Consider the following 19,346-nt stretch of genomic DNA (forward strand, 5'->3'; position numbering starts at 1 on the left):
CAGCAGGTCAGCGAGGCTTAACGCCTGGGAAGCGGCGTAGTCACTTAACGGCATGTTCTGCGCTGAGGCACAGTAAAGATGACCCAGCCAAAAGGCGCGGGTAGGGTTGAGTTCACAGGTCATGGTGATCTCCAAAACCAACAAGAGATCATTAGTGTGAAGAGGCGTAATTAGCTTGAGTAGATGGGTTTGGTGGCTCGCTTACCTATACGGCGTGGAAAAACAGGCGAAGGCACTTGAACCCGAGGCGCGTCACGCGCTGCGTGAACAGAAGAGCCGCCCACTGATCGATCAACTACGCACCTGGCTCGACAAGTCACTGGCCCAGGTGCTGCCCAAAAGTGCGCTGGGTAAAGCCCTGCACTACCTGGATAACCAGTGGCCCCGCCTGACCCGGTTCCTGCACGATGGCCTGATCCCGCTGGACAACAATCCGGCGGAGAACGCCATCCGTCCGTTCGTCATCGGCCGTAAAAACTGGCTGTTCAGCCATACTCCGAGCGGCGCTCAAGCCAGTGCGGCGATCTACAGCCTGATCGAAACCGCCAAAGCCAATGGTCTCTCGCCTTACGATTACTTGCAGTATGTCTTCGCGACGCTGCCCACCCTCGACGATGATGACTTCAACACGCTGCTGCCCTGGCAGTGGAAAGAGACATTACCGATCTAAGCGAAATCTGCCTAGATGTGGTTAGTGGCTCGCTTACGTCGATGCCATGTCTAGCTCAGTCCTGATTGCCGTTATTACGCCTATCATTGTGCATGGGGATGGTGGCGTTCGGCTCGCAGCCATTGCGGCGGGTACGGTGGCGGTAGTGATGAGGAATCCGTTGGTATCAATTGCAATGGGTATGCTTTGTGCAGCTGGTTGGCGGTGGTGGGTTGGGTAATATCGTAAAAAAACGGCGGAATTGAAAACCTTAGACGAGCGCACGTGATAACTAGAATCAGGTATACCGCAGCTCCAGGGACTCATAATCACTTGCTTTTAAAATTGGTAAATATAGAAGTGGTGGGCCCAGTAGGACTTGAACCTACGACCGTGGGATTATGAGCCGTGTGAATAGCATGCCAATAATCGCCTTTGGTCGTTTTTTCAGTAACATAGCCCTTTTCTGTTTGACTGTTTCTGTCTTTACTGGTTACTTATGTGGACAATATTTTGACATCATCTTTCAAAAACTCTTAAAACCGCTGTTCTGAATTATTATCTAAATTGTAACTTAATTTCCTTATCTCTTGCTCCAAATTTCTAATAGCGGAATTAACTTTCTCTATAGCCTTTTGATTATCATCATAAATCTTCATCATTTTCATAAATTCTGCGTCATCATTTTCCTCTCTAGTCTTCATAATCATATATTTTATTTTATCTCTCTCATTGTGTAACTTTAGGATTTCTGAATATAGAGCATCTTTTTCATACATACTCTGCTTCAGCCTACCCTGATACATCGATTCATTAAAATTATAATTTTCAAGACTAATATTTTTGATTTCACTAACCAGTAATTCTTTCGTTCTATCTTTATTTAAAAATTTCTTTTCATCCTCTTTCTTGATCTCTTTTATTTCTTCCAAGGCCTCTTCATTAACTTTTACTTTCATACGTTCTTGCGCAAACTTAAGAAACCGATCGGGACTATACATATGAAAAAACATTTCAGTCTCGCTTTCAAACTCTTCAACAAGTTCTCCTCTTGGCCCTAATGTATTATTACCTTCTTTTTTCCACCAATCTTCTTTTGAATCACTAGTAACAAAAACAATATTAACCTTGTCTTTTTTAGCTTTTGCGATTATTTGCTTCCATACTATTAGATCTCCATAAGGTTTACATTTTTTATCATTTTCAGTTAAGCATTGATTTTCATGCTCATCTTTCTCTTTTTCTTTATCTTTATAGCCAGGTGGTGTTTTATTTTGATATCGAACCTCGCCTTCTTTTAATATTTCCTGCAACTCTTCATCAGTAAATCCGAAACCTACTTTTTCATCAAAAATATCAACGATTTTATTTCTTATCTCGTCCCCGCCGTTAATTCTTTTAACATATTCTACTTTACTATTTTCTAACTCTTCTTTTAAACGCCTCGATACATCAAAAAAACCAGCATGTAGCTCTTTACTAACAAACGGATGTTGTTTTTTGTGATTTAAATTTTCTTCTAAAATATTTAATTTTTTAATTACATCAACATAAAGCGCTTCCTGCTTACTGATTACAACTCTTCTATTCCTCAAATATTCTTCCATTGCTCTATTTGGTAACCAAACTCGGTCACTAAACCTATTCATTACATCTATAAAATCAAGCCTAGTAATGTCGGAATACCTGTATAGGTCACAAAGAAAGTTTGCATCAAATGCAAATAAACAATCATCCCAAATTGCTTTGACCTTTTCTTCATCCACAAAATAATCTGGAAAAAGATCTTTCATATTCATTTACGTTTCCCTTTTAAAAATTTTCTTATTTTTGCTTGAGTTGCAATAAAAAAAACAGAAAACAAGCTCATAATTAATGCAAACTTAATTATTTCTTGAAAAGCTTCTCTTGCTTCATCTGGCATGATCCCGGCCTCTTTATCCACAACGCCTTCCCCCTGGAACCATTTATCAACAACCCTTTTTGCTAGTTGGTATCCGTTCCCGTTTTCTTGAGGTCAGCACGAGCTTTTTCTATTTGTGGACTGATTTGACCTGCTTCTTCGATCACCTGTTCATGCATTAACCACATCGTGTACTGCGGAAATGCATCAACAATTTTCTTCATTACTTTGAATGAAGGCTCATTTCTTCCGTTTTCTACATTTATCAGCGTTTGCTTTGGAACCCCAGTCATATCGCAAAACGCTTGCCTTCCTAATCCCTGGACTTCGCGTACTTCACGAATTTTTTCCCCAATAGGGGTTGACGTATTGTCCATATGGGTTATATTCCATTTGAGACATGGTGCTCCATATGAGATACACCAGATTTTCAAAAAGTCGAACTCTAATTCAAAGACTATCACAGCCCATTACAGTGCAGGTAATGACACATGGAAACGAGCAACGCGCCCCAGGTTCCGGCCACAGTGCCAACGATGACCATCGAACGCTTCTCGCAGCTCTCCGGCCTAGATGAAGGTGTGATTCAAGGTCACATCCGCCGCGGCTACCTCCCCACCATCAAAGTCGGTCGTTACCGCATGATCAACGTGGCTCTCCTCAACGCACAGTGCCTTAACGCGGAGGAGTGGTCATGAATGCCGTCATGAACGTTGACACCACTCAAGCCCCTATCGCCACGCTAGCAGCCCCTTTGACGCTGCTAGATATAGAAGGCCTCACCATCTGCACTCAACGCCTGCTGCTGGACGGTGAAGCCCTCCCCCCGACAATGTATTGCTCCACCAGCACATCGTACCTGCTGGCGGCTTTTGCTTTATCGCGGTGCCTGCGGCTCACCTGCTCGCCCTCGACCTTGAAGACACCACCATTATCCGTTTCAGCAAAATCGACGGTGGTAAGTCCTACGCCATCGTTTTCAAGCACTACCAACACGCCCTGGCCTACCTCGCCAAGCACTACGGTCTCGCCCAGGCCACCGACCGCGCCTCTACATCTACCGACGCCTCCCCCCGTTCCTCGGTGATTGTTGTATCGGCGCACCTATCCACACCCCCACGGCTAACGCGCCTACCGTTATCCACAACGGCCTTTAGCCCTTTTGGAGTTATCCACATGAGTAAAAAACAGCCCATCCGCGTCTTTCTCGATCCGGAAACCCACAGCCGCCACCTGATTCAGGCGGGCACCAACGGCCTGACTTCCTCGGCCCTGTCGGAGCGCCTGATTGAATACGGCCTTGCCCAACTGGAGCGCGGCGACAAAGCACCGCTGGAAGCCCTTTCCCGTGCGGCCTCCCCCGCTCCCAATGCCAACGAGGCTTGATCTATGTCCCCCTGCCTCGATTCCCGAGCTCTGAGGGAGCGGGGCCAGCGGTGCCTGCCTAGCTATACGGAAAAGTTCCTGTCATGCGTCGTCATCCTGTTCTGCTTCTTTCCAAAACATTTCTAATGATTCAAAAGCGAGTTTTTCTCTTAGCAAAGCAGTTTGTAGTTTTTCACTATCAGGCGGAGGGCTGAATGTAGAGCAAGTACGTTCAACATCTTTGCGGGCTTCGAGCCATTCTTCATGCAATGGCGCCCACTTCTTTTTCCAGAATGCAAAAGGTCGCTGTAGAGGAGATGACATTTTCCTGAGTGCCCAGCTCATAACAGCGTTCTCTTCTGGCCCATCAGGCTTATCCCACTGCACATGTACTCTGCAAACAGGCCCCTTTGATCCTAGCGAGGGGATAAAGCTCATACCAGGCATGGAAACGTCCAGTACCGTACCAAGTCCAAACACTTTGTGATCTACACGATCACCAATCTCCAGATCGACTTTCGGCTCTTGTGCCATAGCGGTTCCCAAGCGGTTGATATAGACATTTCTAAGTTACCAGCCTTCGAGTACCGTGTCCCAGAGTAGCTGTATACACGCAAAATAAATGCTCTTCAAATAGCGATTAAATCAGCTCTCAAACTAAGCAGCGCGGTTTCGCAAATTTCGCGACGCGCTGCAAGAGGAGACGCTATCAGCGGCTCACTTGCGCCTATCAAGCACTTTTATAGAGCACCTAAGCTGGCAGGACGGCATTGAGCGCTATGACCGCCCATACACCCTCTTTTATATGGATCCGCCCTACTGGCAGACGGAGGGATATGGGGTACCCTTTGGCATAGAACAGTACGAAGAAATGGCGAGCATGCTGGCAAAGCTCAAGGGCAAGGCCATCATCAGCCTCAACGACCACCCAGACATCCGCCGGATCTTCGCGGGCTACCACATCGAAACCACCGACATACGCTACACCGTCGGAGGTGGCAAAGGCTCAGACGCCAAAGAGGTGCTGATCTTCAGTTGGGATGTGGATGCCGAACCAGCGGGGCTGTTTTAATGAGAGACTCCATGACAATACATGAAGAAGAGTTTGAAAATGCTCTCGAACTTATAAACTTCTTGTCACCTTTAAATAAGACTCAGTGGAGTCGAAGCCACATATTCAGAGGACAGCCCTGCGCTAGTTTTGTGCTTGCTCCTTCCGCTCTGAGAACCAAGGGGGCTATGGCTGCAGAGCAAATTGTTGGGAGAAATTTGGGTGGCGATATCAGGCAAGCCCATTATGAGCTGTCACTGCTAGATGCCTTTATGAAAGGATGCGATGCATCAGGTATAGCAGTACCAAGTGACTCAGTTGCTATCAGGGATAGAATTAAAGAGCTCAGCTTTCAAGACGCCCTTGCCGCCTTTCAAAAAGATGATTTTGAGTGGCCTGTTGAGGAGCTATTACCTTTGCTTGCTACCGCTCAGCATCATGGCGTACCTACGTGCTTACTAGATTGGACAAAAAGGTCTTATGTAGCTGCATACTTCGCCTGCTCAGCGGCTCTAGAAGCAATGCACTTCGTAACCTTATCGGGCCGTTTGGCTGTGTGGGCCTTGGACATATCTGATAGCCGTTCATGGGAGTCTGTGAAATATCTGGAAATGCCCGGATCAGCAAGCGCTAACCTAGCGGCTCAAGCTGGAGTATTCACGGTCACCACTCTGGCAGCATCTTATGGTGGGGGGCAGGAATCTGTTTCTCTGGAGAATCTTAGTGATATCCAACGTTCATCTGCTGAAAAGCCTGTACTCACTAAATGCACCCTACCTATCACAGAAGCTCCAAAGCTTCTCAGCTTGTGTGATGAGTTCGGGGTAAAGGGATCAACTCTGTTCCCAGGCTATGAAGGTGTAGCTCGAGAAGTACGTGATAGAGCTTTTGCAGGTGAATTCCACAAAGAGCCTTGGTTGAATCGATAGGCCTTTAAAAGCAGTGCCAAATATCCCGCAATAATCTTAGAGGGCACGCTTCGGGTGCTGTGCCAAATCATCTGCGACTTTATGCCAAATCTGACGCGCGCTTACACTAGGGTGTAGACGCTTTGTAGACACTGACGGAAAAAGGTACGGCGAGGGAGGGTATTACGGCGGGTAAGTCTTTGATTAAATGGTGGGCCCAGTAGGACTTGAACCTACGACCAAGGGATTATGAGTCCCCTGCTCTAACCAACTGAGCTATAGGCCCGAAAAGCGTACATATCATAGCGAATGTGGCCGAGAGAGGCTAGCCCCTTTGCGCTATCTTGATGTCATTACGGCACTTTATGTGGATTGGGCAGTCTGGTGAGTAGTTCTTTATACGGAGACGCGCTGTGAAAGCATTGATTGCTCTATTCCCCTTATTGTTGGCGCTGCCCGTGCACGCTGATTGGCAGCTTGATCCTGGACAGTCGCGGGTGCAGGCATCGATTACTCAGTTGAACGGCGAAGCACCGCAAACTCATCACCATCAAGTGCGCGATCTGCAGGGTGATATCTCCAGCGATGGCACCCTGCGCTTGCCGTTAAAGCTCAGCCAAACGGATGTGCTGGAACGCTTTGGCGAGCTGCCACCTTGGATAGGTTTGCTGGCGAACACCACCTTGGTGACGCTAGAAGCGCAAATGCCGCCAGAACGCTTGGACGGTTTGGATATTGGCGAATCACTGGTGGAGACGCTGACCTTTAGCGTTCAATCAGACATGGTTAACCAACAGGAATCCGTGCCGCTGCGGTTTACCCGCGAAGGCCTAAATGAGATACGCGTCACCCACGCGGAGCCCATGGCGATGGATGGCCGAGCACTGATGGCCAACACCACGGTGCGCACCGTGATGTCGTTACTAGGCTACCAGGAGATTGAAGAGCATGTGCCCGTCACCCTCAATGCGCTCCTGGTTAATAGGTAATAGTTAATCAGTAGTCGTTAAAGGTTACTGAGTGCTTCCACATCCCCCGCCTGGGCTTCGCCGGTTTGTACCCGCCACTGGGCGGCGTAGTGGCCGTTAGCTGCCAATAGGCTGGAATGGGTGCCCCGCTCGGCCACTTGGCCTTTCTCAATCACCACGATCTCATCAGCATGCACAATGGTCGAAAGCCGATGAGCAATCATAATCACCGTGCGGCCATGGGCGATGCGCTTTAGCGATCGCTGAATGGCCGCTTCGGTTTCGTTGTCCACTGCGCTGGTGGCTTCATCCAGCACCAAAATAGGCGGGTCTTTAAGTAGCGCCCGCGCTAAAGAAAGCCGCTGGCGTTGGCCGCCGGAAAGCCGCACGCCCCGCTCCCCTACCGGCGTATCCAATCCTTGGGGCAGCGTTTCGATAAAGCTCCACGCCTCGGCGGTTTTTGCCGCATCGATAATCGCGGCTTCGTCGGCATCGGGCTTGCCGTAAGCGATATTGTCGCGAATGCTGCCTTCAAACAGGTAAACATCCTGGCTGACCAGGCCGATCGACTGGCGTAGCGAGTTCATGCTGACCTCGGTAATCGGCTGGCCATCGATGAGTACCCGCCCGTTTTCCGGGTCGTAAAAGCGCAGCAGCAGCTTGATGAGGGTCGATTTACCCGAGCCGGTCGCGCCTACTAATGCCAGAGTGTTGCCTGCCGGTGCGTGTAAATGAATGTTTTCCACGCCAACACCACTGGTAGCGTAGTGAAAGCTCACATTGTCGATGGTCACTTCACCGCGCACCGGCTGAACGAGCGGGGTGGTGCTATCGTCCTTAACGGTAATCGGCACTTCAAGTAGATCAAGAATCCGTCGCGTGCTGGCCATGGCGCGTTCGAACAGGTCGATCACCTGAGCCAGGCCAGTGAGCGGCCAGAGCAGACGCTGGGTCAGGAATACCAACACACCGTAAGCACCCACATTGAGTGAACCGTTGAGCGCCATCATGCCGCCCACAGTAAAGGTGGCCAGAAAGCCCGCCAAAATCGCCATGCGGATCACAGGAATAAACGCGGAGCTAACCTTGATCGCCCTTCTGTTGGCTTCTACGTAGGCTTCGCTGGCCTCGCGCAGGCGTTCCGCTTCGCGCTCTTCACTGGTAAAGCTTTTAATCGTCGCGATGCCGCTTAGGTTGTTGGATAAACGGCTGGCTAAATCACCCACCTTTTCACGCACGTCGCTGTAGAGCGGCCCGGCTTTGCGCTGGAAGAAGAACGCCCCCCAAATGATCAACGGAATAGGTGTAAACGCCAGCAGCGCAATCAACGGCGAAAGCACAAAGAATACCGCGCCAATCACCACCACCGTCACCACTACCTGAACCATCGCGTTGGCGCCACCGTCCAGAAAGCGCTCAAGCTGATTAACGTCGTCGTTCATGGTGGCCACTAGCTGGCCGGAGCTTCTTGATTCAAAGAACGCCATATCCAGCCGTTGAGCGTGCTCGTAGGTATCTTGGCGCATATCCGCCTGCAAACGTTGGGCTAAGTTACGCCAGAGAATTTGGAACAAGTACTCAAACAGCGATTCCCCCGCCCAGATAACAAACGTCAGCACCGCCAGCATGGTGATCTGCTGTTGGGGCGTCTCGAAGCCGAGGCTGGCCACAAAACTCTGCTCCTGATTGACCACCACATCAATGGCGACACCAATCAGAATCTCTGGGGCAATATCAAACAGCTTGTTGATAATCGAACAGGCGGTGGCGGCAATGATGCGCCGACGATAGCCTTTGGCGTAGCGCAGTAGCCGCAGCAACGCTTGAAAACTGTGTGCAGGAGAGGACACGAGTGTTCCTTACTGAGGTTGTTATAGCTGAAATAGGTTTAGAAGCGATAGAGTAATGAAATCGCCCCGCTATCTCTAGCAGGGCATCAACTTAATGCATCTTTAGCAATGCGGCGAAAGGCTGGAGACTGCCTAGTAAGCAGGTGCCGGGGAGCGGTGCACATTGGCCAGCAAGGGGCTGCCGGTATCAGGGTCGGTGAGTAACGTGCACTCCACTTGATAGAGCGTTCGCACCAGGTCAGGCGTAACCACCGTAGCCGGAGCCCCTGCCGCGATAATCTGACCTTCGCGCATGGCGATGAGATGGTCAGCGTAGCGGCAGGCGCTGGCGAGATCGTGCAGCACCATCACCACGGTACGGCCGTGGTGGGCAAGATGTTTCACCAGCTCGAACACTTCAATCTGGTGGCCAAGATCCAGCGCGGAGGTGGGTTCATCCAGCAGCAGCAGCGGGGTTTGCTGGGCGATGGTCATGGCGATCCAGGCGCGTTGGCGCTGTCCACCGGAAAGCGCATCAATTGGCCTGTCAGCGAGTTGTTCAAGCCCTGCCGCCGCTAGCGCGTGCTGCACCACGCGCTGGTCTTCTGCTGACCACTGGCGCAGCCAGCCTTGGTGGGGCTGGCGACCAAAACGAATCAGTTCGGTCACGGTTAGCCCCTCCGGTGCGACGGCCTCCTGGGGCAGTAGCGCCAGCTGAGTGGCCAATTGGCGCGTGGGCAAGCGCTGAATATCGGCGCCATCGAGCAATACAGCACCGCTATCGGGTTTGTGTAAACGAGCAAGCCCGGCCAACAACGTCGATTTTCCGCAGCCGTTGGGGCCCACAATGGCGGTGACTTTGCCGCTGGGCAGGGTGATATCCAAGCCATCGATCACCTGCCGGGTGCCATAACTCATGCCGAGCGACTGCGTGGCAAGAGATGGCATAGTGGGTGTTGGAGATTGGCTCATGTGAAGCTCCGTTGCGGGCGCATTAATATCCAAAGTAACCAGGGCCCGCCGACCACGGCGGTAACGATACCGACGGGAATCTCGATCGGCGCCAGCAGCGTACGCCCGGCCAAGTCGGCGAGTACCATGACCAGCGCCCCCGCCAGCGTTGCCGCCAAAACCGGCACGCTACGAGAACTCGACATTGACCGGGCAATCTCCGGGCCAATCAGTCCCACCATGCCCACCGGCCCGGCAACAGCGACCGCTAACCCCGTCAAGGCGACAGATAGCAGCAGCACTTCCAACCGGCGTCGCTTGACGTTTACGCCTAACCCGCTAGCGGTAGCATCCTTGAAACGCAGTAGCGTTAGCGAACGGGCTAATGCCATGGCAGCGGCCAGCCCTAACGCCAACCCGAGCATGAGTAACTGCAGTGCGCCGCTGGGGCGGGCATTGAGCGAACCCACCGTCCATGGGTAAGCGGCATTGGCGGTATCAATGGCGACGCGCGCCAGCATCAATTGCGTTATCGCGCCAAACACCGCGCCCACGCCAATCCCCGCCACGATAAAGCGATACCCTTGGGTGCCGTTGCCCGCGGCGAGTCCGAAGGTGAGTACCGCTGCGGTGGTTGCCCCTGCTAACGCCATGGCAGGCGGCGCGATAGAAACACCAAGGCCTACGATGGAGGCCACTGCAAATGTCGTCGCGCCGTTATCAATACCAATAATACCCGGCGTCGCCAAGCGATTGCGGGCCAGGGTTTGCATCAGTATGCCGGCTAACGCGAAGGCCGCCCCGGTACTAACGGCTGCGGCCAAACGCGGCAAGCGTAGCTCCTGCACTACAAAGCTCGCCATTATATCTGCGTTGCCAAACAGTGCCTGCAGCACCGCCGTTGGCGCGACCTTAACGCTGCCCAGGCTTAGATAAAAAACGCTGGCAAGCAGTAACGCGCCAAACAGGCCCAGGTTAACGGCTACCGCTCGCTGCTCAAATAACAGACTGTTCGCACCGTTCCCGCTTCGCCAAGCGAATCGCCAGTAACCTTGCGGTGGCGGTACGTTGTTATTGCCGTCCGCGCGGAACTGGTCTTCCGAAGAGAAAGGCATAGACGAGCTTTTTATCTGCGTGGTTTTCATTAGCGAATTCATAGCATTGGTAGGCGGCGCGCACGTACAACCGCTATCAGTACGGGGGCGCCGCACAGCGCCGTGAGTACGCCCAACGGTAGTTCCGATGGAGCGACCACCACTCGAGAGATGATATCGGCCGCGAGGACGATCAGCGGCCCGATGGGCAGACAAAACCATAGCGTGCGACGAATATCAGGCCCGGCAAAGGCCCGTGCGACAAACGGCACCACCAACCCAACAAAGGCAATGGGCCCGGCGATGGCGGTGGCAGCCCCCACCAACAGCGCCACGCAGGCGATGACCAACCAACGAATGAGGTTGGGGTGGTGGCCCAAACCAGAGGCCACTCGTTCGCCTAGTGCCAGGGCAGCTAACGGCCGAGCAATCAGCGCAACCATCACTGACGCGACCAGCATACTGGGCAGCACGGCAAGCAGGTCGTCCAAGCGGCGGCCTGCCAAGCTGCCAATCACCCAGAAACGAATTTCATCAGCGGCACGCTGGTCGTAAAGCAGTATCAATGAGGTTAATGACGCCAACAGGCCAGAGAACGCAGCCCCGGCAAGCACGAGCCGGATGGGGTCGTTACCCACACCGCGAAAGCGCGCCACGCTCAATACGCACACGCAGCCCACCAGCGCACCTAACTGCGCGACTGAAATGCGTAACGTGGCGGCGCTGGCACCCAGCACTAAGGCCAGCGCCACGGCAAACGCCGCCCCCGCGCTAACCCCTAAAAGCCCCGGTTCAGCCAGCGGGTTGCGTGCCACCGCTTGCAACAAGGCTCCAGCAACGCCTAGTGCCATGCCCACGACAATACCAATTAAGGTGCGCGGTGCGCGCAGTTCCCAGACGATGAAGCGTGCTTCATCGTCCTGGGCGCCGCTGAGTAGCGCCAGGGTCCTGCCGGGGCCAACGCTACCTGCGCCGATTAATAAACTAACGAGACTCACCGCCACAAGGGCGGTGAGTAGCAGCAGCATTAGCGTTCGGGGAGTAGCACGCCTAACGTTAGGCGTTGCAAAACGTGGAACCGTCACGGCAACAGCGCTGCCTCTATATCGTCAAGAATCGCCTGGGCGGCCAGCGGGCCATTGGCACTTGTCCATAGCTGGCCATCTACCGGCACTACGTGGTCTTGCTGCACCACGTTTAGGCGCGTAAAGGCACTGCTCTGCTTGGCTGCGTCCACCGCCGCTTGGCCATCTTCGTTGAGCGTTGCCAGGAACAGCCAGTCGCCGTCCACTTGGGAAAGGTTTTCCAGGCTCAGCACATCGCTATGCACGCCGCGCTCGCCCACTAGGCCAGCGTCCTGAACATCCAGCCCCGCTTGGGCTAACAAACCTGCAGCGAAAAGGTTTTCCGACATCACCATAGGGCCACCGGGCATCCAGCGCACCAAGAAGGCGCTACCACCGACACCGGCCTCTTCCACTGCCTCGGCGACCTCGGCGGCGCGTTGCTCAACGGCCTCAATCGCTTCTGCGATGGCGGCTTGGCGATTAAGCGCTTCGCCGTAAAGGCGGGCTTCGTCTTTCCAGTTATCCGGCGCAAGTGGCTGAGTGGGTGGCACCACCGTAGGCGCAATACGTGACAGCAGTTGATACTGCTCATCAGAAAGCTGGGCGGGCGCCAAAATCAGATCCGGCTGCTGCGCCAGCACGGCTTCGATATTGATCTCGCGCACCACGCCCATAATGGCAGGCGTGTTCTCGCCAAGGTGCGCTTCAATATAGCTTGCCACGTTGTCGCCACCACGCGTCGTCACAGCGCCTAGCGGGTTCACGCCTGCCGCTACGGCAGCGTCCAAAGCGCCTTCGTAGAGTGTTACGACGCGCTCTGGGGTTCCCTCAACGTCTACGTCGCCAAAGGCGGTTTCCAGCGTGCGCGCTTGCGCAGTGCCTGCCACAAAAATACTTAGCAATACGCCGACCATACCTAAACGCCCGCTCTTAGCGAGGATGGCGGCCATTGATGTCGTTTTAACCAGCATAAGTTTCTCTCAATACGGTACCTTGGCAAGGATAATAACGATTCTCAAAAGCGCTTGCACTACTATTCCAGCGAATGGCGTGTTCCATTTCCTGCAACTCCTCCACCCTCTCACTGTTTCAGTATGCGCAACGCAACGTTCCTCAATCATTCCCTCGCGTTTGGGAACTTTTCTTTTTAGACTCCCGCCTTTATTTGATAATTAATATCATTGGCTAATAATTATCGTAACCAAGAGGGAATGACATGCCACGCTTTACTCGCTCTGTTCTGGCTAGTGCCGTCACGTTTGCTGTTTCTGCAGGCACAGCCACCGCTCAAGAAGATCAACAGCTGGACAATATCGTTGTCTCGGCCAGCGGGTTTGAACAGGCGATGGTCGATGCCCCTGCCAGCATTTCGGTGATCTCTCGCGAGGAGCTTTCGCGTCAACGGGTTACCAGTATTGCTGATGCCCTGCGCAACGTTGAGGGGGTGGATATCGGCGGCTCAGTGGGCAAAACCGGTGGTAGCAACATTAGTATTCGTGGCATGCCCAGCGACTACACGCTGATCCTGATTGACGGCCGCCGCCAGAATACCGCCGGCAGCGTGACGCCCAATGGGTTTGGCGAAACCTCCACCAGCTTCTTTCCCCCCATTTCCAGCATTGAACGAATTGAAGTTATCCGTGGGCCGATGTCGACACTATATGGCTCTGACGCCATGGGTGGGGTAATCAACATTATTACCCGCCGGGTTGGCCGCGAGTGGACTGGCTCTATCGGGGTCGAAAACACCTTTAACGAAGATCGCGATTTTGGCGATCGTCGCGAGATCAACCTGTATACCAGCGGCCCTTTGGTGGAAGATACCCTTGGCCTTCAACTGCGTGGCCGGGTTTATGAGCGCGATGCTTCTGAACTCACCTACACCGACGGTGACGGCAATCCTATTGAGGTCAGCCAGCGCGGCCCCAGCCCGGTGGAAGGCGATACCTACAACATCGGCGGCAAGCTAACCTGGACACCCTCTGATAGCCATGACCTGTGGCTAGATGGTGAAGTCAATCGTCAACGCTATAACAACGACGAGTGCCAGCTAGGCACCCTGGATGGACGCACCCGCAGCTGCGCGCCCGCCCCTGGCAGCGCCACCGGCTATTCGGATGAACTCCGTTTTGAGCGCGAGCAAATCGCCATTGGCCACACTGGACGTTTTGCCTCGGGTACGTTGGAATCCAGCCTGATGCGCAATACCACCGAAACCAAAGGACGCACGATTCCTGGTGATGTGGGCGTCGCTTACGAAGGCTTTCCTAGCATTGTCGGCGGTGCGCCGCGGGAGCTGGAAACCACCAATACCGTGCTCGACAGCAAATTCATCATGCCGCTGGGCAACCACATGACCACGTTGGGCCTGCAGTGGTGGGATGCCGAGCTTGACGACGGCTTGGCCGGTGAGACCTTTGCCCAAACCACCTGGTCGCTGTTTGCTGAAGATGAATGGATGCTGCGGGACGATTTGGCCCTGACCCTAGGCGGCCGTTACGATCACCACGACGCCTTTGGCAGCCAGTTCAGCCCGCGCGGCTACTTGGTGTGGAACACGACGCCCAACTGGACATTAAAAGGTGGCGTGAGCCGCGGCTATAAAACGCCCACGCTTAATGATTTGCACGATGGCATCAACGGCGTTACCGGCCAAGGCACCGTGCTGACCATTGGCAACCCGGATCTTGAGCCTGAAACCAGCACCAGCAGCGAGATAGGCGCCCATTACGACAACCAGCAAGGCTTTACCGCCAGCGCCACGCTGTTCCACAACCAGTTTGACGATAAGATTGCCAGCGGCAGCGATATCCTGGTGGAAAACGACCTGCTGATTCCTGACGGCCTGTATAGCCAGGATATCAATATCGATGAAGCGATCACCCAAGGGGTTGAGCTCTCTACCAGCTACCAGTTCGCTCCCGATTGGCACGTTAACGCTAACTACACCTATACCGATAGCGAGCAGAAGAGTGGCGATAACGAGGGTGAGCCACTGACGGATACCCCCGAACACGCCATCAACGCCACGCTGCGCTGGCAGGCAACGGCAAAACTGGACACCTGGCTCTCAGCTGAGTACCGCAGCGAACGCTACCGTAACCGCGAAAGCGTGCGCGGCGCCCCCTCGTTTGATGACCTGGGCGACTTTAAAGCCTATTCACTGTTTCACTTAGGCGGTAACTATGCAGTCACCAATCAGCTTAATCTGAGCGCAACCATCTATAACCTGTTTGACAAAGACTTTGTCGACTACCGCGCCTACGGCGATGGCTCCAGCTTTGGCAACGTTTACGCCAATAGTGAAGAAGGTCGCCGTCTGTGGCTATCCGCCCGCTACGAGTTCTAATCAATTTCAGCTCGCTACTGTTTCAATGCTGATTTCTGCCCCGGCCATGCGCTGGGGCTTTTTTGCTGACTCTCCTCTCCTTGCCTAGCAGCCAAAAAAGCGGCTATCGCTGGATAGCCGCTGCTGTACTGCGTTTATAACGGGAACCTAGCGTATAGAAGGCGACGTTGAGACCTAACCAAACCCGGCGGCCATCTTCCACATAGCCGTACTCATCGTAGTCAATCGCTTCGTCGAACAGGTTGTAGATACCCGCGTTCAGTTGAGTCGATTCATTTAGCTGGTAGCCAATACCTGCATCTACAAAGGTGTAGGAAGGAGCCACAATGGCACTGCTCGAAGGGCCAGTAGTCGGTTGGCTCTCTTCGCCGCGGTAAGTGACTTTTGTCCATTGACTCAACTTGGCAGAGACTTGCCAATCTAACGAGGCGGATACCTGGTGCTTAGGCAGCTGTGTTAACGGCTCGCCTGCATACTCACCGCTTTTTTGCTCGCTATCGGTATAGGTGTAGCTGGCCGTTAACTCAACGGTATCGGTTAAAGGCGCAGCCACACTCGCCTCTACGCCCTGGGTCACCGCTTCATCAACGTTAACGCGATAAGTCGGGTCGCTGCCAAACTGGTTAGCGCCATCCGTACAGATATCGATGGGGCAAGCTATTCGGGTAATTTTATCGTCAAAGTCGTTATGGAATAGCGTGACGCTGCCGCTCAGGCCAGAGTCGTTGGCATAAAGCAGGGCCAGCTCTTTATTGAGCGAGGTCTCTGGCTCAAGGTCAGGATTACCGTAAATATTGCCACCACGACTGACCTGCCCCCAGTCGGGGGTGATCTCGCGCAGGTTGGGCGCTCGATAACCGGTTGAAACGCCGCCTTTCAACGTCCAGTCAGGCGTCATATTCCACACGCTATAAAGACGCGGGCTTAAATGACTACCGTAGTTGTCGTCATCATCAACACGTAAACCGCCGGTCAATGCCCAGGAATCGGTAAGCATCCATTCATCTTCAACAAAAATTGCCCATTGGCTATTCTCAATCTCACTACGATCAGAGTCAGGCAGTCTGTTCGTTGTACTATCTTCAAGCGACTCTTCCTCGTAGTTAGCGCCTAGCGTCACCATATGCATGCCTAGCGGAATGACAGCGCTGGTTTTGGCGGTAGTGTTGGTAATTTCAATATCCCGCGATTTATTTTCGCTGCGCTCACGCTGCAAGTAGGTTTCGCTGGTACCCCAATCGAAGCGACCACTGTGGGTTAGCGCAACGTGCTGATGGGTATAGTTGTTGTAGCTATCCTCACAACCACCGCGACAGCCCTCCGATGGCGCCGAGTTGCCCATCAGCGATTCGCGCTCCTGCTCCGTGATACCGGCCTCAAAAGTGAAGTCGTGGTTTTTTGATGCGGCAAGACTAAATCGAGCGGTGAGGCTTTGCAGGCTTTTATCTTCGTAGCCGTTAAGGATATTGTCTTCATCGCGCTGAGAGGCACGGCCATAGAGCTGGAGCCCTAAACGCTCCCCTACCAGCGGGCCACTCAGATAAAAATTGGCTTGGCGGCTATCGCCGGAGTCGCTGTCTTCCTGAAGCACGGTGTCGAGTTGCACATTACCGTGCCACTCCTGCGCAACCTTGCGGGTAATCACGTTAATGACCCCGCCGATGGCATCGGAGCCGTAGAGCGTCGACATTGGCCCACGCACTACTTCAATACGCTCAATAGCCTGTAACGGCGGCAGCCAGTCTTGCTCAAAACCTGCATCGCCATTAGGGCGAGACTCGCGGGAATTCTGCGGGCGCCCATCGACCAATATCAGGGTGTACTGGGAGGGCATGCCGCGAATAGAGATATCCTGGCCGTTATCCCCTCTCCCACCGCCGGTGACAATCACACCGGGCACATCGCGCAGCGCATCGGTAACACTCTGATAGTGGCCTTGTTCCAACTCTTCGCGGGAAACCACGCTGATAGACGCGGGGGCATTGGTAATCTGCTGTTCAAAACCTGACGCAGTTACCACCATATCGTCTAAGCGGGGCGCGTCTTGTGCCCAAAGAGCACTACTGGCAAGCGAAGAGATAGCGCTGGCCAGCAGCGTACGGCGCAAACAGGGAGACATAACTTCGTCCTTTATAGTGTGTGAGCAATGTGGGTAAGCATTTGCTCTATTAAATGCGAATTATTAGCATTAATATTTTTACACACTCTTTGCACACTGGGGTGAGACGGTACGTTCAGCATACCGGAACACAAATGCCTATTATTTTCATTCGCACCGAAAAATGGCACAATTAGCGCTCACCCTTTTCCGTGGGCCTGACCATGTATGACTTTGACGAACTTACCGCCTTTGCCGATGTGATGACCACGGGCAGTTTGACTCGCAGCGCTCAAAAGCTCGGATTAGCCAAATCGACCCTTAGCCGCCGTATCAGCCAGCTCGAAACCCGGCTTAACCAGCCACTGCTGCGCCGTCAGGCCAACCGCTTGATTCCTACCGAGGCGGGGTTACTGTTTCACAACTACTGCACCGAGCTTTTGGCAATGGCGGCTCATAGCCAGGAGGCGCTGGCAGAGCTGCGTGAGGAGATTAGCGGAGAAATTACCCTTGAAGTGCACGGTGCCCTGGCCCGCAGCTGGTTAGCCAGTGCCATTGATGCCTTCTTAAACCGCCACCCCAAGGTAGAGTTAACGCTACACACCAGGGAAACACCGCCCACTAAAATGCACAGCAATAGCGTGCATGTCTGGCTTGGGCCGACTCATGAGTGCGGGCTAAACCAGGAGCGCTTGGGGCATTTAACCCGCGGGCTTTATGCCAGCCCACACTATTTAGAGGCGGCTGGCACGCCTCAACACCCCGACGAACTGAACCAGCACGCCTGGATAGACCTGCTGGGCACGGCTTCTGACGGGCTACTGCTCACTCATCCAGAGCATGGCGAATACACCTTTAACCCGCCCCGTTCACGGCTGCGGGTAGATCTCACTACCCTGCATATAGATGCCATTGCGCGCAGCCAGGGTATCGGCTTGCTCTCACACTGGTTAACCGCAAAACGCGAACAGCATCATCCAGGCGAGCTGATTAACTGCCTGTCCGGCTGGGAGCCGGTGCCACTTCCTATCACACTGCTTTATGCTTACGGTCACCAGACCCGCCGTACCCACGCGCTGTTAGAGTTTTTACGCAGCCAGGTGCCCGCCCCGTGGCGCACGTCAGCCGCCGCCGTCTAGGTTAATTCGAGTGTTTGCCTTGCCAGTTAGCCCGCTTATTAACGACAATGGGCGGCTAACGATTGCCAAGGACAGCCAATGCTTGCCGAACTTTTTGCCGTCATGGCGCCCGTGCTGGCGGGTGCAGGGCTCGGCTACCTGTGGGTACGCCTAGGCCATCCCTACCCGGTCGACTTCATTACCCGGCTAGTGTTTAACATTGGCACACCCTCACTGGTATTAGCATCCCTGGCGGGTGCCGATATCGATGCCACCACCTTTGGCCAGACGATGCTGGCCGCCGCGCTGGTGATTATCACCATGGGGGCGGCGACCTTTGGCGTGGCAAAACTGCTGCGCCGCAGTTGGCGGGTACTGCTTGCGCCCATGATGTACCCCAACACCGGCAACATGGGCTTACCCGTGGTGCTTTACGCCTTTGGTAGTGCCGGGTTTGCCTACGGCATCACCGTGATGGTGACCGTCTCGCTTTTTCAGTTCACCCTAGGCGCTGTGCTTAATAGCCAAGGCAACCCGCTTAAAACCCTTGCCAAAACGCCTACGGTGTATGCCATTGCGATTTCCATGGCGCTACTGCTAACGGGCACTTCCCTGCCCCCCTGGCTGGCGAATACGGTGGACTTAATGTCGGGGTTCACGGTACCGCTCATGCTCATTACTCTGGGCGTATCGCTAGCCAGCATTCAGGTGAAGAACCTGCGTTCAGGGCTCGGATTTAGTCTGGTGCGCGTGCCCCTCGCTGCCGTGGTCGCCTGGTTGATCGCTGGCTGGGTGGGCCTTCCGCCACTGGCCCAAAGCATTTTAGTGGTGCAGATGTGCATGCCAGTGGCGGTCTTCAACTATCTCTTTGCTCAGCGCGCCCAGCGCGAACCCGTCTATGTAGCCAGTTTGGTCTTCTGCTCGACGTTGTTAGCGCTGTTTTACCTGCCCGTGCTACTCGCCCTGCTCATGTAATAGTGGAACCCACACGTGACT

The 19,346-nt window shown here is 53.8% G+C and carries 19 protein-coding genes, 1 tRNA gene and 1 pseudogene; 10 read left to right on the top strand and 11 right to left on the bottom strand.

Annotated elements, in window-relative coordinates:
* Window positions 1-205: 205 nt before the first annotated feature.
* Both E0L35_RS23945 and E0L35_RS26970 read left to right on the top strand, forming a co-directional pair.
* A pseudogene (locus E0L35_RS23945) lies at window positions 206-670 on the top strand (transposase); the annotation flags it as partial.
* 46 nt (window positions 671-716) lie between these two features.
* Complete coding sequence (locus tag E0L35_RS26970; RefSeq protein WP_138801615.1) at window positions 717-890, top strand: hypothetical protein; 174 nt, start codon at window positions 717-719, stop codon at window positions 888-890.
* Between the two features lie 295 nt (window positions 891-1,185).
* Here E0L35_RS26970 and E0L35_RS23955 read toward each other — a convergent pair whose 3' ends face one another.
* The 3 genes from E0L35_RS23955 to E0L35_RS23960 are packed head-to-tail and all read right to left on the bottom strand — an operon-like array spanning window position 1,186 to window position 2,929.
* Window positions 1,186-2,448 (bottom strand): PIN-like domain-containing protein, encoded by a 1,263-nt coding sequence (locus E0L35_RS23955; protein WP_138801616.1) that lies wholly within the window; start codon window positions 2,446-2,448, stop codon window positions 1,186-1,188.
* Complete coding sequence (locus tag E0L35_RS26385) at window positions 2,445-2,594, bottom strand: hypothetical protein (protein ID WP_161463069.1); 150 nt, start codon at window positions 2,592-2,594, stop codon at window positions 2,445-2,447. The genes E0L35_RS23955 and E0L35_RS26385 overlap by 4 nt, the downstream gene beginning before the upstream one ends.
* Window positions 2,595-2,635: 41 nt before the next feature.
* On the bottom strand, window positions 2,636-2,929 hold the full coding sequence (locus E0L35_RS23960) for a helix-turn-helix transcriptional regulator (protein WP_051430520.1): 294 nt from the start codon (window positions 2,927-2,929) through the stop codon (window positions 2,636-2,638).
* A gap of 114 nt (window positions 2,930-3,043) precedes the next feature.
* Here E0L35_RS23960 and E0L35_RS23965 point away from each other — a divergent pair, with 114 nt between their 5' ends.
* Window positions 3,044-3,250 carry a DNA-binding protein gene (locus E0L35_RS23965; protein WP_138801617.1) on the top strand — a complete coding sequence of 69 codons (207 nt, stop codon included), beginning with the start codon at window positions 3,044-3,046 and terminating at the stop codon, window positions 3,248-3,250.
* 139 nt (window positions 3,251-3,389) lie between these two features.
* Window positions 3,390-3,938 (top strand): hypothetical protein, encoded by a 549-nt coding sequence (locus E0L35_RS23970; protein WP_138801618.1) that lies wholly within the window; start codon window positions 3,390-3,392, stop codon window positions 3,936-3,938.
* Window positions 3,939-4,019: 81 nt separating this feature from the next.
* Here the strand turns inward: E0L35_RS23970 and E0L35_RS23975 are convergent, their stop codons facing one another.
* Window positions 4,020-4,451, bottom strand: coding sequence for a hypothetical protein (locus E0L35_RS23975; RefSeq protein ID WP_138801619.1), 432 nt, complete (start codon window positions 4,449-4,451; stop codon window positions 4,020-4,022).
* A 187-nt stretch (window positions 4,452-4,638) separates the two neighbouring features.
* Between E0L35_RS23975 and E0L35_RS23980 the strand changes: the two genes are divergently transcribed.
* Both E0L35_RS23980 and E0L35_RS23985 read left to right on the top strand, forming a co-directional pair.
* Window positions 4,639-4,989 carry a hypothetical protein gene (locus tag E0L35_RS23980; protein WP_202606198.1) on the top strand — a complete coding sequence of 117 codons (351 nt, stop codon included), beginning with the start codon at window positions 4,639-4,641 and terminating at the stop codon, window positions 4,987-4,989.
* Between the two features lie 11 nt (window positions 4,990-5,000).
* Window positions 5,001-5,897: an FRG domain-containing protein gene (locus tag E0L35_RS23985; RefSeq protein ID WP_161463070.1), complete on the top strand. Its 897-nt coding sequence runs from the start codon at window positions 5,001-5,003 to the stop codon at window positions 5,895-5,897.
* Between the two features lie 188 nt (window positions 5,898-6,085).
* Here the strand turns inward: E0L35_RS23985 and E0L35_RS23990 are convergent.
* Window positions 6,086-6,162, bottom strand: a tRNA-Ile gene (locus E0L35_RS23990).
* Window positions 6,163-6,289: 127 nt separating this feature from the next.
* On the opposite strand from E0L35_RS23990, the gene E0L35_RS23995 reads away from it, so the two are divergent.
* Window positions 6,290-6,865 carry a hypothetical protein gene (locus E0L35_RS23995; RefSeq protein WP_138801621.1) on the top strand — a complete coding sequence of 192 codons (576 nt, stop codon included), beginning with the start codon at window positions 6,290-6,292 and terminating at the stop codon, window positions 6,863-6,865.
* Window positions 6,866-6,882: 17 nt separating this feature from the next.
* Here E0L35_RS23995 and E0L35_RS24000 read toward each other — a convergent pair whose 3' ends face one another.
* The 5 genes from E0L35_RS24000 to E0L35_RS24020 form a co-directional block, all read right to left on the bottom strand.
* Window positions 6,883-8,694: an ABC transporter ATP-binding protein gene (locus tag E0L35_RS24000; RefSeq protein ID WP_022522408.1), complete on the bottom strand. Its 1,812-nt coding sequence runs from the start codon at window positions 8,692-8,694 to the stop codon at window positions 6,883-6,885.
* Between the two features lie 132 nt (window positions 8,695-8,826).
* Complete coding sequence (locus tag E0L35_RS24005) at window positions 8,827-9,645, bottom strand: ABC transporter ATP-binding protein (protein WP_089691369.1); 819 nt, start codon at window positions 9,643-9,645, stop codon at window positions 8,827-8,829.
* Window positions 9,642-10,769, bottom strand: a complete 1,128-nt coding sequence (locus tag E0L35_RS24010; RefSeq protein WP_082116863.1) for an iron ABC transporter permease — start codon at window positions 10,767-10,769, stop codon at window positions 9,642-9,644. Before E0L35_RS24010 ends, E0L35_RS24005 begins: the two co-directional genes overlap by 4 nt.
* A gap of 8 nt (window positions 10,770-10,777) precedes the next feature.
* Window positions 10,778-11,746, bottom strand: a complete 969-nt coding sequence (locus E0L35_RS24015; protein ID WP_022522405.1) for an iron ABC transporter permease — start codon at window positions 11,744-11,746, stop codon at window positions 10,778-10,780.
* Window positions 11,747-11,799: 53 nt separating this feature from the next.
* Window positions 11,800-12,756, bottom strand: a complete 957-nt coding sequence (locus E0L35_RS24020; RefSeq protein ID WP_022522404.1) for an ABC transporter substrate-binding protein — start codon at window positions 12,754-12,756, stop codon at window positions 11,800-11,802.
* A 245-nt stretch (window positions 12,757-13,001) separates the two neighbouring features.
* Between E0L35_RS24020 and E0L35_RS24025 the strand changes: the two genes are divergently transcribed.
* Window positions 13,002-15,134, top strand: coding sequence for a TonB-dependent receptor (locus E0L35_RS24025; RefSeq protein WP_138801622.1), 2,133 nt, complete (start codon window positions 13,002-13,004; stop codon window positions 15,132-15,134).
* A 103-nt stretch (window positions 15,135-15,237) separates the two neighbouring features.
* Here the strand turns inward: E0L35_RS24025 and E0L35_RS24030 are convergent, their stop codons facing one another.
* The gene (locus E0L35_RS24030) at window positions 15,238-17,253 is read right to left on the bottom strand and encodes a ligand-gated channel protein (RefSeq protein WP_138801623.1); all 2,016 of its coding nucleotides are present in this window, start codon (window positions 17,251-17,253) and stop codon (window positions 15,238-15,240) included.
* 203 nt (window positions 17,254-17,456) lie between these two features.
* On the opposite strand from E0L35_RS24030, the gene E0L35_RS24035 reads away from it, so the two are divergent.
* Together E0L35_RS24035 and E0L35_RS24040 are read left to right on the top strand one after the other, a co-directional pair.
* Window positions 17,457-18,371: a LysR family transcriptional regulator gene (locus E0L35_RS24035; protein ID WP_022522401.1), complete on the top strand. Its 915-nt coding sequence runs from the start codon at window positions 17,457-17,459 to the stop codon at window positions 18,369-18,371.
* A 78-nt stretch (window positions 18,372-18,449) separates the two neighbouring features.
* Window positions 18,450-19,325 (top strand): AEC family transporter, encoded by an 876-nt coding sequence (locus E0L35_RS24040; protein WP_138801624.1) that lies wholly within the window; start codon window positions 18,450-18,452, stop codon window positions 19,323-19,325.
* Window positions 19,326-19,346 lie beyond the last annotated feature (21 nt).

The sequence above is a fragment of the Halomonas sp. ATBC28 genome (assembly GCF_005937175.1).
GTDB classification, from domain to species: domain Bacteria; phylum Pseudomonadota; class Gammaproteobacteria; order Pseudomonadales; family Halomonadaceae; genus Vreelandella; species Vreelandella titanicae.

What these genes read in the sequence shown, in the direction of transcription:
- E0L35_RS26970 (WP_138801615.1), top strand. Translation starts at nt 717, where the DNA reads ATGTCTAGCTCAGTCCTGATTGCCGTTATTACGCCTATCATTGTGCAT.
- E0L35_RS23955 (WP_138801616.1), bottom strand. Translation starts at nt 2,448, where the DNA reads ATGAATATGAAAGATCTTTTTCCAGATTATTTTGTGGATGAAGAAAAG.
- E0L35_RS23960 (WP_051430520.1), bottom strand. Translation starts at nt 2,929, where the DNA reads ATGGACAATACGTCAACCCCTATTGGGGAAAAAATTCGTGAAGTACGC.
- E0L35_RS23965 (WP_138801617.1), top strand. Translation starts at nt 3,044, where the DNA reads ATGGAAACGAGCAACGCGCCCCAGGTTCCGGCCACAGTGCCAACGATG.
- E0L35_RS23975 (WP_138801619.1), bottom strand. Translation starts at nt 4,451, where the DNA reads ATGGCACAAGAGCCGAAAGTCGATCTGGAGATTGGTGATCGTGTAGAT.
- E0L35_RS23985 (WP_161463070.1), top strand. Translation starts at nt 5,001, where the DNA reads ATGACAATACATGAAGAAGAGTTTGAAAATGCTCTCGAACTTATAAAC.
- E0L35_RS24005 (WP_089691369.1), bottom strand. Translation starts at nt 9,645, where the DNA reads ATGAGCCAATCTCCAACACCCACTATGCCATCTCTTGCCACGCAGTCG.
- E0L35_RS24010 (WP_082116863.1), bottom strand. Translation starts at nt 10,769, where the DNA reads ATGAAAACCACGCAGATAAAAAGCTCGTCTATGCCTTTCTCTTCGGAA.
- E0L35_RS24015 (WP_022522405.1), bottom strand. Translation starts at nt 11,746, where the DNA reads ATGCTGCTGCTACTCACCGCCCTTGTGGCGGTGAGTCTCGTTAGTTTA.
- E0L35_RS24020 (WP_022522404.1), bottom strand. Translation starts at nt 12,756, where the DNA reads ATGCTGGTTAAAACGACATCAATGGCCGCCATCCTCGCTAAGAGCGGG.
- E0L35_RS24025 (WP_138801622.1), top strand. Translation starts at nt 13,002, where the DNA reads ATGCCACGCTTTACTCGCTCTGTTCTGGCTAGTGCCGTCACGTTTGCT.
- E0L35_RS24030 (WP_138801623.1), bottom strand. Translation starts at nt 17,253, where the DNA reads ATGTCTCCCTGTTTGCGCCGTACGCTGCTGGCCAGCGCTATCTCTTCG.
- E0L35_RS24035 (WP_022522401.1), top strand. Translation starts at nt 17,457, where the DNA reads ATGTATGACTTTGACGAACTTACCGCCTTTGCCGATGTGATGACCACG.
- E0L35_RS24040 (WP_138801624.1), top strand. Translation starts at nt 18,450, where the DNA reads ATGCTTGCCGAACTTTTTGCCGTCATGGCGCCCGTGCTGGCGGGTGCA.